The sequence below is a fragment of the Pseudomonas sp. GD04019 genome (genome assembly GCF_029837695.1).
Taxonomy (GTDB): domain Bacteria; phylum Pseudomonadota; class Gammaproteobacteria; order Pseudomonadales; family Pseudomonadaceae; genus Aquipseudomonas.
The window spans coordinates 221,566-236,343 of sequence record NZ_JAOEEA010000002.1 but is presented as its reverse complement, the minus strand read 5'-3'; the positions used below and the strand labels follow the sequence as shown (position 1 = coordinate 236,343).

The 14,778-nt window shown below is 66.4% G+C and carries 12 protein-coding genes; 11 read left to right on the top strand and 1 reads right to left on the bottom strand.

Annotated features, from left to right (window positions below):
* Positions 1-48: 48 nt before the first annotated feature.
* On the top strand, positions 49-1,713 hold the full coding sequence (pgi, locus tag N7607_RS03755; protein WP_279864357.1) for a glucose-6-phosphate isomerase: 1,665 nt from the start codon (positions 49-51) through the stop codon (positions 1,711-1,713).
* Here the strand turns inward: pgi and N7607_RS03750 are convergent.
* On the bottom strand, positions 1,667-2,668 hold the full coding sequence (locus tag N7607_RS03750; protein ID WP_279864358.1) for a helix-turn-helix domain-containing protein: 1,002 nt from the start codon (positions 2,666-2,668) through the stop codon (positions 1,667-1,669). The genes pgi and N7607_RS03750 overlap by 47 nt on opposite strands.
* A gap of 103 nt (positions 2,669-2,771) precedes the next feature.
* On the opposite strand from N7607_RS03750, the gene N7607_RS03745 reads away from it, so the two are divergent.
* The 10 genes from N7607_RS03745 (at position 2,772) to N7607_RS03700 (ending at position 14,777) form a co-directional block, all read left to right on the top strand.
* On the top strand, positions 2,772-3,827 hold the full coding sequence (locus tag N7607_RS03745) for a DJ-1/PfpI family protein (protein ID WP_279864360.1): 1,056 nt from the start codon (positions 2,772-2,774) through the stop codon (positions 3,825-3,827).
* 81 nt (positions 3,828-3,908) lie between these two features.
* Entirely contained in the window at positions 3,909-5,846 is a 1,938-nt protein-coding gene (acs, locus tag N7607_RS03740) for an acetate--CoA ligase (protein WP_279864361.1), read from the top strand.
* A gap of 75 nt (positions 5,847-5,921) precedes the next feature.
* A complete protein-coding gene (locus tag N7607_RS03735) occupies positions 5,922-6,800 on the top strand; it encodes an oxygenase MpaB family protein (protein WP_279864362.1) in 879 nt (292 codons plus the stop codon).
* A 98-nt stretch (positions 6,801-6,898) separates the two neighbouring features.
* The gene (locus tag N7607_RS03730; protein ID WP_279864364.1) at positions 6,899-8,080 is read left to right on the top strand and encodes an acetyl-CoA C-acetyltransferase; all 1,182 of its coding nucleotides are present in this window, start codon (positions 6,899-6,901) and stop codon (positions 8,078-8,080) included.
* An 84-nt stretch (positions 8,081-8,164) separates the two neighbouring features.
* Positions 8,165-9,178: a class I SAM-dependent methyltransferase gene (locus tag N7607_RS03725; protein WP_279864365.1), complete on the top strand. Its 1,014-nt coding sequence runs from the start codon at positions 8,165-8,167 to the stop codon at positions 9,176-9,178.
* Positions 9,179-9,266: 88 nt separating this feature from the next.
* Positions 9,267-12,332, top strand: coding sequence for a DUF748 domain-containing protein (locus tag N7607_RS03720; protein WP_279864366.1), 3,066 nt, complete (start codon positions 9,267-9,269; stop codon positions 12,330-12,332).
* Positions 12,332-12,622 carry a DUF2845 domain-containing protein gene (locus N7607_RS03715; protein ID WP_279864367.1) on the top strand — a complete coding sequence of 97 codons (291 nt, stop codon included), beginning with the start codon at positions 12,332-12,334 and terminating at the stop codon, positions 12,620-12,622. The genes N7607_RS03720 and N7607_RS03715 overlap by 1 nt, the downstream gene beginning before the upstream one ends.
* A 52-nt stretch (positions 12,623-12,674) precedes the next feature.
* Positions 12,675-12,980 carry a DUF2845 domain-containing protein gene (locus N7607_RS03710; protein WP_279864368.1) on the top strand — a complete coding sequence of 102 codons (306 nt, stop codon included), beginning with the start codon at positions 12,675-12,677 and terminating at the stop codon, positions 12,978-12,980.
* A gap of 36 nt (positions 12,981-13,016) precedes the next feature.
* Entirely contained in the window at positions 13,017-13,307 is a 291-nt protein-coding gene (locus N7607_RS03705; protein ID WP_279864369.1) for a DUF2845 domain-containing protein, read from the top strand.
* A gap of 15 nt (positions 13,308-13,322) precedes the next feature.
* Entirely contained in the window at positions 13,323-14,777 is a 1,455-nt protein-coding gene (locus N7607_RS03700; RefSeq protein ID WP_279864370.1) for a rhomboid family intramembrane serine protease, read from the top strand.
* The last annotated feature ends 1 nt before the right edge of the window (position 14,778 follow it).

The following is a 14,778-nucleotide window of genomic DNA, read 5'->3' as shown; positions in this document are numbered from 1 at the left end:
CGGGCTTTTTAATGCCCGAAACGCCGCATAAAAAGGAAATTGCCACCCATGGCGTACTACCAGCAACCGCTCGACGTGACCACCCTGCCCGCCTGGCAGGCCCTGCGCCAACACCGCCAGGCCATGCAGGACTTCAGCATGCGCGACGCCTTCGCCAGCGACGCCGAGCGTTTCGAGCGCTTCTCCATAAGCACCAGCGGCATCTTCCTCGATTACTCGAAGAACCTGCTCAGCGAGGAGACCCGCACGCTGCTGGTCAACCTGGCCGAGGAAGCCGGCCTGCAGGAGGCCATCGAGGCCCTGTTCAACGGCGAGCGGGTCAACTCCTCGGAAGGCCGCCCCGCCCTGCACACCGCCCTGCGCCGCCCCATTGGCGACTGCGTCATGGTCGACGGCGCCAACGTGATGCCGGACGTGCACCGCGTGCTCAACCAGATGACCGACATCGTCGGGCGCATTCACAGCAACCTGTGGCGCGGCTACAGCGAGAAGACCATCACCGACGTGGTCAACATCGGCATCGGTGGTTCCTTCCTCGGCCCGCAGCTGGTCTCCGAGGCGCTGCTGCCGTTCACCCAGCACGGCGTGCGCTGCCACTACCTGGCCAATATCGACGGCAGCGAGTTCCACGAACTGGCCGCCAAGCTGAATGCCGAGACCACCCTGTTTATCGTTTCCAGCAAGTCCTTCGGCACGCTGGAAACCCTGAAGAACGCCCAGGCCGCCCGCTCCTGGTACCTGGCCCGTGGAGGCACCGAGGAGAAGCTGTACCGCCACTTCATCGCGGTCACCAGCAACAACCAGGCGGCCATCGAGTTCGGCATCCGCGAGAAGAACATCTTCCCGATGTGGGACTGGGTCGGCGGGCGCTACTCGCTGTGGTCGGCCATCGGCCTGCCGATCGCCCTGGCCATCGGCATGTCCAACTTCAAGGAGCTGCTATCCGGCGCCTACAGCATGGACAACCACTTCCGCAGCACCAGCTTCGACAAGAACATGCCGGTGCTGCTGGCCCTGCTCGGCGTCTGGTACGGCAACTTCTGGGGCGCCCAGAGCCACGCGATCCTGCCGTACGACCACTACCTGCGGAACATCACCAAGCACCTGCAGCAGCTGGACATGGAGTCCAACGGCAAGAGCGTGCGCCAGGATGGCAGCCCGGTGAGCGTCGAGACCGGCCCGGTGATCTGGGGCGGCGTCGGCTGCAACGGCCAGCACGCCTACCACCAGTTGCTGCATCAGGGCACCCCGCTGATCCCGGCCGACTTCATCGTGCCGGTGGTCAGCTACAACCCGGTGGCCGACCACCATCAGTGGCTGTACGCCAACTGCCTGTCGCAGAGCCAGGCGCTGATGCTCGGCAAGTGCCGCAACGAAGCCGAGGCCGAGCTGCGCGCCAAGGGCCTGGGCGAGGACGAAGTGCAGCGCCTGGCGCCGCACAAGGTGATCCCTGGCAACCGCCCGAGCAATACCCTGGTGCTGGAACGCATCAGCCCACGGCGTCTCGGCGCGCTGGTAGCGATGTACGAGCACAAGGTGTTCGTGCAGAGCGTGATCTGGGGCATCAATGCCTTCGACCAGTGGGGCGTGGAACTGGGCAAGGATCTCGGCAAGGGCGTCTACCAGCGCCTCACCGCCTGGGATGCTGCGCCGGCCGAGGACGCCTCTACCCAAGGTCTGATCGACTTCTTCCGCGGTCGTCACCGCGGCTGAAGCGCGCCCGATAGTCGCTGGGCGCAATGCCCAGCGCCTGCAGGAAGGCCCGCCGCAGGTTGTACTCGCTGACGAAGCCGGTCTGCTGCGCCACCCGCTTCAACGAGGGCGCACCGTTCTCCAGCAGGCGACAGGCCCGTTCCAGGCGCAATTGCAGCAACAGGCGCGCCGGAGTCACCCTCAACTCCGCCTGGCAGTGCCGGTGCAGACTGCGCGGCGACAGAGCCTGCGCCGCCGCCATCCGCTCGATATCCAGCACCTCGTGCAGGTGCTCACGTAACCACTCCACCAGCCGCGCGCTCACACCGCCGGGCGCGGCCGCCTGAGCCAGCAACTCGGCGCTGAACTGCCGCTGTCCACCGCTGCGGCGCAGATGCACCACCAGTCCCTTGGCCACCTGCAGCGCCAGCTCGCGGCCGTGATCGGCCTCCAGCAGGGCCAGGCACAGGTCGATCCCGGAACTGACACCGGCCGAACTGAACAACCGCTCCTCCTCGACGAACAACGCATCCGCCTCGACCCGCACCCGAGGAAACAGCCGCTGCAGCAACTCGGCGTAACTCCAGTGAGTGGTCGCGCGGCGCCCGTCGAGCAGACCGGCCTGGGCCAGCAGGAAAGCGCCGGTACATACCGACACACAACGCGCCAGCTGCGGCGCCGTCTGCTTCAGCCAGGCGGCCAGCAGGCCGCGACCCATGGCCTGCTGCACACCGAAGCCGCCGCTGACCAGCAAGGTACAGCCCGCCAGTTCATCCGCCGTCGGCAGCGGCTCGGTGTGCATGGTCAGGCCGGTGGACGACGCTACCAGGCCGCCCTCCTGCGAGATCAGACGCAAGCGATACAGCGACTGGCCCCGCAGATCGTTGGCCGCGGCGAATACCTCGGCCGGGCCACTGGCATCGAGCAGCTGGAAGCCGGGAAACACCAGCAGTAGAACCTCGTGGGGCGATGGCATGACATAGATCTCGGGAAGACCTGGCAGATTTTCATCCATGACTGTCATTCGCGCCAACCTGCACGCGCACAGACTGCAACTCCGTCTCCTGCGGAGAACCGCCATGCGCCCTGCTCTGCTCGCCATTTTCCTACTGTTTTCGCTGCCCGTCCTGGGCGACGAGCGCCTGCCCGCCTATGAGCCGCGCTTCGGCCGCGAGCGCCCCCTGGTGGCGGTGGTAGGCGATAACCGCATGACCGAACTGGCCGACTACCTGGTGCCCTACGGCATCCTCGGTCGCGCCGATGTCGCCGAGCTGGTGGCCCTGGCCCGCGACCCGGGTGCTATCGAGATGATGCCGGCGCTACACATCCAGGCGCAGGCCAGCCTCGCCGAGTTCGATCGCGACCACCCGGAGGGCGCCGACTACCTGATCGTGCCCGCCGTGCACCACAGCGACGATCCGCGCCTGACCGCCTGGCTGGCCGCGCAGGCCAGCAAGGGCGCGACGCTGCTGGCCATCTGCGACGGCGTACTCTTGCTCGGCCACGCCGGTCTGCTGCAGGGGCGCCGCGCCACCGGTCACTGGTATTCGCGCGAAGAGCGCGAGGCGTTGTTCCCCGAGACCGATTGGCAAACCGACCGCCGCTACGTGGTGGACGGGCGCATCGTCAGCAGTGCCGGCATCAGCGCCGCCGTACCGCTGAGCCTGGCGCTGGTCGAGGCCATCGCCGGCACGCCGCTGGCCGAGCGCGTGGCCCGGGAGATAGGCGCGCAGAACTGGTCGTCCCGGCATGCCAGCGGCGACTTCGCCTTCAGCAGCGGCGACTACCTGACGGTCGCCGGCAATTGGCTGGCCTTCTGGCGGCACCAGCGTCTCGGCCTGGTGGTCACCGAGGGCTTCGACGAAGTGGCCCTGGCCCTGCGCGCCGACGCCTACGGCCGCACCTTCCGCAGCGAGGTGCTGGCAGCAGCAGCGGGGCCGGTGCGCAGCCACTCGGGCCTGCTACTGTTGCCACAGCAGCGGGGTAGCGACCTGCAGCTGCTGCCGGAGCCGGACCGACAAACCACGGCGATAGCCAGCCTGGAACTGGCCCTGCGCGACATTGCCGAACGTTATGGAACGGCCACCGAACGGCTGGTGATGCAGCAGCTTGAGTACCCGCGCACGCCACACTGAGGCGCCGACACTTGAACCGAGCAGTTGCTTGGTTCACCCTGCTCGGCATTGCGGCTCAACAATAAGTCAAGGACCCCCGCCATGTTCGAAATCAGCCTTCACCCGGTCAACGATGCGGTTCGCCAGCGTGCACACCTGGACAACGAGGCCTACCAGCGCCTCTACCGCCAGTCCATCGAGCAGCCGGAAGAGTTCTGGAGCGAGCAGGCGAAGGCCTTCCTGAACTGGTTCAAACCCTGGGACCAGCTCCACCACAGCGACCTGGCCAAGGGCGAGGCGCAGTGGTTCAAGGGTGGCCAGCTCAACGTCGCCTACAACTGCATCGACCGCCACCTGGAGAAACGCGGCGAACAGATCGCCATCATCTGGGAAGGCGACAACCCGGCCGAATCTGCCCACATCACCTACAACAAGCTGCACCACAACGTCAGCCGCCTGGCCAACGTACTGAAGAGCCGCGGCGTGAAGAAGGGCGACCGGGTGTGCATCTACATGCCCATGGTGCCGGAGGCGGCCTACGCCATGCTGGCCTGCACGCGCATCGGCGCCATCCACTCGGTGGTGTTCGGCGGCTTCTCCCCGGACGCCCTGCGCGACCGCATCCTCGATGCCGACTGCCGCACCGTGATCACCGCCGACGAGGGCGTGCGCGGCGGCAAGTACATCGCGCTGAAGAACAACGTCGACAAGGCCCTGCAGAGCTGCCCGAACGTCAGCACCGTGCTGGTGGTCGAGCGCACACAGGGCGAGATCGCCTGGACCCCCGGCCGCGACCTCTGGTACCACCAGGCCCTCAAGGACGCCGATGCCGACTGCCCGGCCGAGCCGATGGACGCCGAGGACCCGCTGTTCATCCTCTACACCTCCGGCAGCACCGGCAAACCCAAGGGCGTGCTGCACACCACCGGCGGCTACCTGCTGGGCGCGGCGATGACCCACAAGTACGTGTTCGACTACCACGAGGGCGACATCTACTGGTGCACCGCCGACGTCGGCTGGGTCACAGGCCACAGCTACATCGTCTACGGCCCGCTGGCCAATGGCGCCATCACCCTGATGTTCGAGGGCGTGCCCAACTACCCGGATGCCTCGCGCTTCTGGCAGGTGATCGACAAGCACCAGGTCAACATCTTCTACACCGCCCCCACCGCCCTGCGCGCCCTGATGCGCGAAGGCGAAGAGCCGGTCAAGAAGACCGACCGCTCCAGCCTGCGCCTGCTCGGCTCGGTGGGCGAGCCGATCAACCCGGAAGCCTGGGAGTGGTACTACAACGTGGTCGGCGAGCAGCGCTGCCCGATCGTCGACACCTGGTGGCAGACCGAGACCGGCTCGATCCTGATCACCCCCCTGCCCGGCGCCACCGATCTCAAGCCCGGCTCGGCGACCCGCCCGTTCTTCGGCGTGCAGCCGGTGCTGCTCGACGAGCAGGGCAAGGAAATCGAGGGCCCCGGTGCAGGCGTGCTGGCGATCAAGGCCAGCTGGCCGAGCCAGATCCGCAGCGTCTACGGCGATCATCAGCGGATGATCGACACCTACTTCAAGCCCTACCCCGGCTACTACTTCACCGGTGACGGCGCGCGCCGCGACGAGGACGGCTACTGGTGGATCACCGGCCGCGTCGACGACGTGATCAACGTCTCCGGCCACCGCATCGGCACCGCCGAGGTGGAGAGCGCCCTGGTGCTGCACGACGCGGTGGCCGAGGCCGCCGTGGTCGGCTATCCGCATGACCTCAAGGGCCAGGGCATCTACGCCTTCGTCACCACCATGAAGGGCCTGGAGCCCTCCGACGAGCTGAAGCAGGAACTGCTGGCCCTGGTCGGCAAGGAGATCGGCAGCTTCGCCAAGCCGGAGATGATCCAGTGGGCGCCGGGCCTGCCCAAGACCCGCTCGGGCAAGATCATGCGCCGTATCCTGCGCAAGATCGCCTGCAACGAGCTGGACAACATGGGCGACACCTCGACCCTGGCCGACCCGTCGGTGGTGGACAGCCTGATCGAGCAGCGCCTGAACCAGTAATCCTTCCCCACGACCCTCCCCTCTCCCCCGGGAGAGGGGCCGGGGGTGAGGGACTTGAGCCAGCACAGACCTCCCATGGAATTCCTCCGCCGCCGCATCGAAGCCCAGGTCCTCAGCCTCAGCGGCATCGCCCTCGGCCAGATCGATTTCAGCCAGCCTCAGGGCGACCCCGGCCTGTTCGGCGCCGACGCGGTGTGCTGGCGCGTACACGGCGACTTCACCAGCATGATGGTCGGCGGCATCAGCGCCCTGCTGCTGCAGGCCCTGCATCCGCTGGCGTTGGCCGGCGTGTGGGACCACTCGAACTTCCGCGAGGACCTGATCGGCCGCCTGCGCCGCACCGGCCAGTTCATCTCCGGCACCACCTTCGGCTCGCGCCGCGATGCCGAGTGGCTGATCGACAAGGTGCGCACCATTCACCTCAAAGTGGTCGGCACCGCGCCAGACGGTCGCCCCTATGCCGCCAGCGATCCCGCACTGCTGACCTGGGTGCACGTGGCCGAGGTGTCGAGCTTCCTCGCCGCCCACCTGCGCTATCGCAACCCACAGCTGAGCGAAGCCGATCAGGACCGCTACTACGCCGAGGTGGCGCTGATCGCCGAACGCCTCGGTGCCGAGAACGTGCCGCGCTCGCGCACCGAAGTCGCCGCCTACCTGGCCGCCGTGCGTCCGCAGCTGCTGTGCGATGAGCGTTCACGGGAAATCCTGCGCATCCTGCAGGGCGCGCCGGCGCCCAGCGCCCTGGCCGTACCGGTGGGCAGGCTGCTGATGCAGGCCGGCTTCGACCTGCTACCGAACTGGGCCCAGGCCATGCTCGACAACCCCATCGGCGCCGCCCGCAGTCGGGCGATTCAGACGGGCGTGAACAGCCTGGCGCCCACCCTGCGCTGGGCCGTGCGCGGCGGCGCTGTGCATCGCGCGCGCCAGCGCATGGGCCTGCCGCCGCGCGACTGAGCGGTCGGCTCCGGCACTGGCCGGGGTCGAATCGGCTATGCCACCATAACGCCCCCGTCGCGCCCACCGTGCGCGCACCCGATTTCGAGGAGCCCGTCATGCAAGAAGTCGTCATCGTCGCCGCCACCCGCACCGCCATCGGCAGCTTCCAGGGCTCCCTGGCCGGCGTGCCCGCCGTCGAGCTGGGCGCCGCGGTGATCAAGCAGTTGCTTGCGCAGACCGGCCTCAACGGCAGCGAAGTGGACGAGGTGATCCTCGGCCACGTGCTGACCGCCGGTGCCGGGCAGAACACCGCGCGCCAGGCCTCGATCAAGGCCGGCCTGCCGAATGCCGTGCCGGCCCTGACCCTGAACAAGGTCTGCGGCTCCGGCCTTAAGGCCTTACACCTCGGAGCGCAGGCGATCCGCTGCGGCGACGCCGAGGTGATCATCGCCGGCGGCATGGAGAACATGAGCCTGGCACCCTACGTCATGCCCGCCGCCCGCACCGGCCAACGCATGGGCCACGGCAAGCTAGTCGACAGCATGATCCAGGACGGCCTGTGGGACGCCTTCAACGACTACCACATGGGCATCACCGCCGAGAACCTGGTGGACAAGTACGGCATCAGCCGCGAGCAGCAGGACGCCTTCGCCGCCGCCTCCCAACAGAAGGCCGTGGCCGCCATCGAAGCCGGCCGCTTTGCCGACGAGATCACCCCGATCCTGATCCCGTCGCGCAAGGGCGATCCGGTCAGCTTCGCCAAGGATGAGCAGCCGCGCGCCGGCACCACCGCCGAATCCCTGGCCGGCCTCAAGCCGGCGTTCAAGAAGGACGGCAGCGTCACCGCCGGCAACGCCTCCAGCCTCAACGACGGCGCCGCCGCCGTGCTGCTGATGAGCGCAGACAAGGCCAAGGCCCTCGGCCTGCCGGTGCTGGCCAAGATCGCCTCCTACGCCAACGCCGGCGTCGACCCGGCGATCATGGGTATCGGCCCGGTCTCGGCGACCAAGCGCTGCCTGGAGAAGGCCGGCTGGCAACTGGCCGACCTCGACCTGATCGAGGCCAACGAAGCCTTCGCCGCCCAGGCCCTGTCGGTCGGCAAGGAGCTGGGCTGGGACGCGGCCAAGGTCAACGTCAACGGCGGCGCCATCGCCCTCGGCCACCCGATCGGCGCCTCCGGCTGCCGCGTGCTGGTGACTCTGCTGCACGAGATGATCAAGCGTGACGCCAAGAAGGGCCTGGCCACCCTGTGCATCGGCGGCGGGCAGGGCGTGGCCTTGGCCATCGAGCGCAGCTGATCCGCACTCCGCACCGAATCACGCCGGCCGAGAGCCGGCGTTTTTCTTGGTAAACTGCGCGCCCTCCCGTTCCGAGACGCCGCCATGTCCTCGCTCGACCAGGCGCTCTCCGCCGCCCTCGATGCCCGCCAGACCCTGCTGGCCGAACTGCACCAGCAGCAGACCGACTGCTACCGCCTGTTCCACGGCAGCCAGGAAGGCGCGCCCGGCCTCACCGCCGACCGCTACGGCCCACAGCTGATGGTGCAGAGCTTCCACCAGCCACTGGAACTCGATGCCCTGCTCGCCCTGCACCAGGCCATCAACGAACGCCTCGGCCTCGATCTGCAGCTGGTCTACAACGACCGCTCCGGCGGCAACTCGCGTGTCGACCGCCGCGACGCGGTGTACCAGGCCACGCCCGAGGCCCTAGAGGATCAGATCGGCCACGAATGGGGGCTGAATTACCGGGTGCGCGGGCGCCATCCGGGCCAGGACCCGCTGCTGTTCCTCGACCTGCGCAACGCCCGTGGCTGGATCAAGGCCAACAGCGCCGGCAAGACTGTGCTCAACCTGTTCGCCTACACCTGCGGCGTTGGCCTGTGCGCCGCAGCCGGTGGTGCACGCGAGGTACTCAACCTGGACTTCGCCGAAGGCAACCTGGCGGTGGGCCGCGAGAACGTGGCGCTCAATCCGGGCCTGGCGATGGACTTCGTGCAGTCCGACTACTTCCCGGCCATCCGCCAGCTGGCTGGGCTGCCCATTGCCACGCGTCGTGGGCACAAGCTGCCCAGCTACCCACGCCTGGAACAGCGCCAGTTCGACCTGGTCCTGCTCGACCCGCCGGCCTGGGCCAAGAGCGCGTTCGGCACCGTCGACCTGCTGCGCGACTACCAGAGCCTGCTCAAGCCGGCGATCCTCGCTACTGCCGAGGATGGTGTGCTGATCTGCTGCAACAATCTGGCGAAAGTGGCGATGGACGACTGGCGCCCGCAGGTGCTGCGCTGCGCCGAGAAACTCGGTCGCCCGGTGCGCGAATACGAGCAGATCGTCCCCGCGGCCGACTTCCCCTCGCGCGACGGCCAGCCACCGTTGAAGACCCTGGTGCTGCGCTTCTAAGTCGGTCACAAGGGCACAGTGCTGGCCCACAAAGGGTGACGGCCCATGCCATACTCCTGGCGTCTCAGCCTGGAAGATGTGCCGCACCATGCCCAAAGGATTGAAACGCGCCGCCTACGCGCTCGCGATTGCATTCGGCCTGTACAGCCTGCTCGGCTTCCTGATCCTGCCAGGCATTGCGCTGCGGGTGGCCAACCAGCAACTGACCCAGCTGGCCACCGTGCCGGCGCGCCTGGAGCGCATCGAACTCAACCCCTTCAGCCTGGAGCTGCAGCTCTGGGGCCTGCATATCGGCGAGCCGGCCAAACCGCAGGTGGCCTTCCAGCGCCTGTATGGCAATCTGCAACTGGACAGCCTGTGGAGCGGCGCCCTGCACCTGGCCGATATCGAGCTGGAGAAAGCGCATACCGAGGTGCTGTTCGCCAAGGACGGCCAGCTCAATCTGACCGGCCTGTTCCGGCTGCCGCCTTCCGCAGAGCAACCTGTAGCGGAAGAGCCGAGCGAACCCTTCCCCCTGCGTATCGGCCGCATCGAACTGATCGAGAACGGCCTGCACTTCGAGGACCTGCGCCCCAGCGAGCCGGTGGAGTTCATCTACGACTCGCTCAATCTGGAGTTGAAGAACCTCAGTACCCTGCCCGACGACAACGCCGACATGCAGATGGTTGCCATCGGCCCCCGCGGCGGGCGCATCGACTGGCACGGCCAAGTCAGCCTCACTCCGATCACGTCAAAGGGCCAACTCAAGATCACCGACGGCAAGCTCAAGGGCGTGTGGCCCTATGTGCGCGATGCCGTACCACTGGTATTGGAAGACGGCGTGCTCGACCTCAGCGCCGACTACTCGCTGAACCTGGCCAAGGGCACCGAGCTGCAGCTGAGCAATGTCAGCGCGGCCCTCTCCAGCTTCGCCATCAAGAGCCCCGAGGACAAACCGCTGGCGCGCCTGGAACGCCTGGACGTCAGCGAAACCAGCCTGGACCTGGCCAAGCAGCAGGTGGTCGTGGGCAAGATTCGCAGTCACAAGCTGGAGACCTGGGCGGCCCGGGAGAAGGACGGTCAACTGGACTGGCAGAAGCTGTTCGCCAGCCATAGCAAGCCGGCACCGGCAGCCACGCCCGCCGCCCCACAACCCCCTGTTGCCGCGCCCGATGCTCCAGCTCCAGCTCCAGCTCCAGCTCCAGCTCCAAACGAGGGTGGCGCCGGCTCCACGCCCACACCAGCGACCGTGGAGAAAACCGAGCCAGCCCCCGTCGATGCACAGCAGCAAACCATCAGCGCCGCGAAACCAGCAGAGCCAGAAAAACCGCAAGAGCCGGCCAAACCCTGGCAGGTGCAGCTGCGCGACGTGCAGTTGCGTGAGTACCAGATCCACCTGGCCGACCGCGCCGCCGGTAGCCAGGAGGTCAAGCTCGACCTGGCCCCGCTGAGTCTCGACATCAAGGACTTCGACAGCCTCGGCACCTCGCCCTTCGGCCTCAAGCTGGAAACCGGGGTCAACAAGCGCGGCCAGCTCAAGGCCGAAGGTCAGGTCCAGCTGCAGCCGACCACCGCCAAGCTACAACTGGTCACCCGTGATATCGACTTGCGCCTGGCCCAGTCCTACATCAGTCCCTTCGTCCGTCTGGAGCTGCGCAGCGGCCTGCTCGGCAGCGACCTGGCCGTGGACCTGAAGAGCGTCGACCCGCTGGCCTTCAGCATCGGCGGTCGCGCCGAGGTCAACCAGCTGCACACCCTGGATACCCTCAAGGACCGCGACTTCCTTAAGTGGCAGCAATTGGTGGTAGAGGGGCTGAACTACCAGCACGAGCAGGGCCTGGCGATCGACAAAGTCAATCTGCTGCAGCCCTATGCACGCTTCATCATCAACGAGGACCTGACCACCAACATCAACGATCTGGTCATCGCTCAGCCCGCCGATCCGACTGCCAAACCGGCGCCGGCCGGCAAGCAACTGCCGATTCGCATCGGCGGCATAAACATCAAGGACGGTTCGGCCAACTTCGCCGACTTCAGCCTGACCCCCAACTTCGCCACCGCCATCCAGCAGCTCAATGGCCAGATCGGCATCCTGGACAACCAGAGCCCGAAGACCGCCAGCGTCGATATCAGGGGCAAGGTCGACAAGTACGCGCCGGTCACCATCAAGGGCGGGCTGACGCCGTTCGACCCGATGAACAGCCTGGATATCGCCACCAGCTTCAAGAACGTCGAGCTGACCACCCTCACCCCCTACTCCGGCAAGTTCGCCGGCTACCGCATCCGCAAGGGGCGCCTGAACCTGGACCTGCACTACCAGATCGAGAAGGGCCAGCTGAACGCCGAGAACAAGCTGCTGCTGGAAGACCTGCAGCTGGGCGAGAAGGTCGACAGCAAGGACGCCGTGGACCTGCCGATTCGCCTGGCCGTGGCCCTGCTCAAGGACACCCAGGGCAATATCGACATCCAGCTGCCGGTGCAAGGCAACCTCAACGACCCGCAGTTCAGCGTCATGCCCATCGTCTGGCAGACCATGCGCAATCTGGTGCTGCGCGCCGCCCAGGCACCGTTCAAGTTCATCGCCGGCCTGGTCGGTGGTGGCGAAGCCGACCTCAGCCAGGTGCAGTTCGCCGCCGGCAGCAGCGAGCTGGACGGCGCCGCGCAAAAGTCCCTGGATACCCTGGCTGCCGCACTCAAGGAGCGTCCGGTGCTGCGCCTGGAGGTCGAAGGCATGAGCGCCGAAGCCAGCGATGGCCCGCTGCTGGCCGCGCAACGTCTGGAGCGCGAATACCAGAACACCCAGTACAAGATGCTGCAGCGCAACGGCGACCAGGTACCGGCCGAGCCCGAGCTGCTAGTGGTGGACGAGGACGACAAGGCCGTGCTGCTGGAAGGCATCTATCGCACCCGGCTGAAGCAGCAACCACCCGCAGAATGGAAGGAGCTGCCGGACGAAGAGCGCACGGCGAAGATGCGCAACGCCGTGCTGGAATCGTGGTCCAAGAGCGAACTGCTGCTGCGCCAACTCGGCCAGGCCCGCGCGGCCAGCATCAAGGATTACCTGGTGGAGCGCGGCGGTCTGGAAGACCAACGCATCTATCTGCTCGATGTCAGCCTGGCCCAAGGCCCGGCTGGTAGCCAGGTGGCCACGGCGCTGCACTTGGGAAGCTTGTGATGAACCGAAGTCTATTGGCTATTGCGCTGATCTTGGCCTGCGGCTTGGCCGAGGCGGGAACCTTGCGCTGTGGTAGCAAGCTGATCAACGAAGGCGACCGCGCCTTCGAGGTCCAGCGTAAATGCGGGGAGCCCGAATATCGAGATCTGGTCGGCTATACCGGCGGTAACTATGGCGACCGCGAGCTGGTCATCGAAGAGTGGGTGTACGGCCCCACGAATGGCATGCTCAGCATCCTCACCTTCCAGGGCAATCGCCTGATCCGCATCGAAACCAAGCGCGCCGACTGACAGAAGACTGGCCACCGTGTAGGCTTTCGTCTCTCCCCCAGGGCCACTCATCATGCCTCTCGGATACCTGTTGCCGGCCCTCCTCCTGCTGCTGGCCACCACGGCCGAAGCGGCCTCCACGCTGCGCTGCGGCACGCGCCTGATTAGTCTGGATGACCTGGCCGGCGAGGTGGAAGACAAGTGTGGGACTCCGGTTCAGCGCGACTTCCTCGGTTACAAGGAAGTGCTCGATATCTATGGCTACGTCCATGAGGTAGAAGTCGAGGAATGGACCTACGGGCCGAAGAACGGCATGTATTATTTCCTGCGCCTGGAAGGCAACCGCGTCACCAAGATCGAAAGCAAACGCGGCAAATGACAGCCCGTTAACACCTTCAGAACAAGGATGCTCGCCATGAAGAAGCTGCTCGCTACCACTCTGTGTGCCCTTATAACCCTGGAAGCTCAGGCCTCGCTGCGCTGTGAGCATGGCATTGCCGACAGGGGTGATCGCACCTCCGAAGTACTGGCCAAATGCGGGGCACCGGCGAGCCAGGCCGTGACCGGCTATATCCTCGACAAGGACGGCAACGAGAAATTTCAAAAGGAAGAGTGGGTCTACGGCCCCAGAAACGGCGGCATGCTGTACTTCCTGCAGTTCGAGGGCGAACGTCTCGTCCGGATCGACAGCAAACGCAGCAACTGACCCAGACATACCCCCATGCTGATCATCCCCGCCGAGCACCCGCTGGACTGGAAGCGCCCGCCAGTCATCACCCTGCTGCTGATTCTGCTCAACACCCTGATCTATTTCGCCTACCAGGGCGGCGACGAAGCTCGCCGCGAGGTGGCGGTGCAGGCCTACCTCGACGGCGGTCTGCTCGGCCGCGAGCGGGCGCTGTTCCTCGAGGACATCGCCCAGCGGGAAAAGCTGGACGACGAGCAGCGCGAGTATGTCGACCATATGCGCCGCCAGGAGCTGGCCGGGTGGATACTGCACGATCTGCAGTTCGAGCACGCGCTGCACCAGCGCGCCGACTTCCGCGCCGATCCGGCCTGGCAGGCGGCACGCGCCAGGGCCGAAGAGGCGCGCAACCAGCTCAGCACATTCCGCTTCGGTTTCATTCCGGCGCAGTTCACCGTCGAAGGGCTGTTCGGCGCCATGTTCCTGCATGGCAGCTTCGACCACCTGCTGGGCAACATGCTGTTCCTGTTCATCTTCGGCTTCGCCCTGGAAATCGCCTTGGGCCGCTGGGTCTACCTGGGGCTGTACCTGCTCAGTGGCCTAGCCTCGCACCTGCTGTGGTGGGCGCTGGACCCGGCGTGGGTCACCGGCGTGGGAGCCTCGGGCGCCATCTCTGGGCTGATGGGGATGTATATCGGCGTGTACGGCCTGCGCCGGATCAACTTCTTCTACTGGCTGGGTCCGCTGATCGGCTACTTCAAGGCACCGGCCCTGTGGATACTGCCGGTCTGGATAGGCAAGGAGCTCTACGGCCTGCTGGCGGCGGACGATCACATCAACTACTACGCCCACCTCGGCGGTCTCGGCGCAGGCTTCCTCGCCGTGTGGCTGGCGCGCCTCAGCGGTCGCCTGCAGATGGATGAAGCCTACCTGCTCAAGGAAGACCCGGACGCGCCCTTCAAGCGCGAATTGGCAGCGCTGGATCAGCTTATCGGCCAATTCGCCCTGCCCCAGGCCGCTACGCGCGGCCCCGACCTGCTAGCCCGCTATCCAGGTCGCGCCGCACTGCTGGAACGCCTCTATACAGTCGCCTGCGGACGCCAGGACAAAGCGCTGCTGACGCAGGTACTCAAACAGCTGTTCGCCCTGCCGGATACGCTAGAGGCCAGGCCCCTGCTGCTGCGCATGGCCAACGACAGCAGCGAAACGCACCGCCAACTGCTCGGGCATCCCGCCGTGCAGTTGCACCTGCTGCAGAAGCTGATTCGCCTCGGTGAAGGCCCTCACGGCCTGGCTGTATGGCGGCGGCTCAGCCAGCTGCCACAACCACTCCCGCAGCTACCGCCGCTGACCTTGCAGCTGGCCAAGCAACTGGGGCAGCGCCGGGATCTGCGCGCGGTCAGCGAACTGGCCCACTATCTGCGCAAGGCCTTCCCCGAAGCGGAGCAGACTCATCAACTGAGTTTCGATCAACAGAATCTGGCGCGCTGAA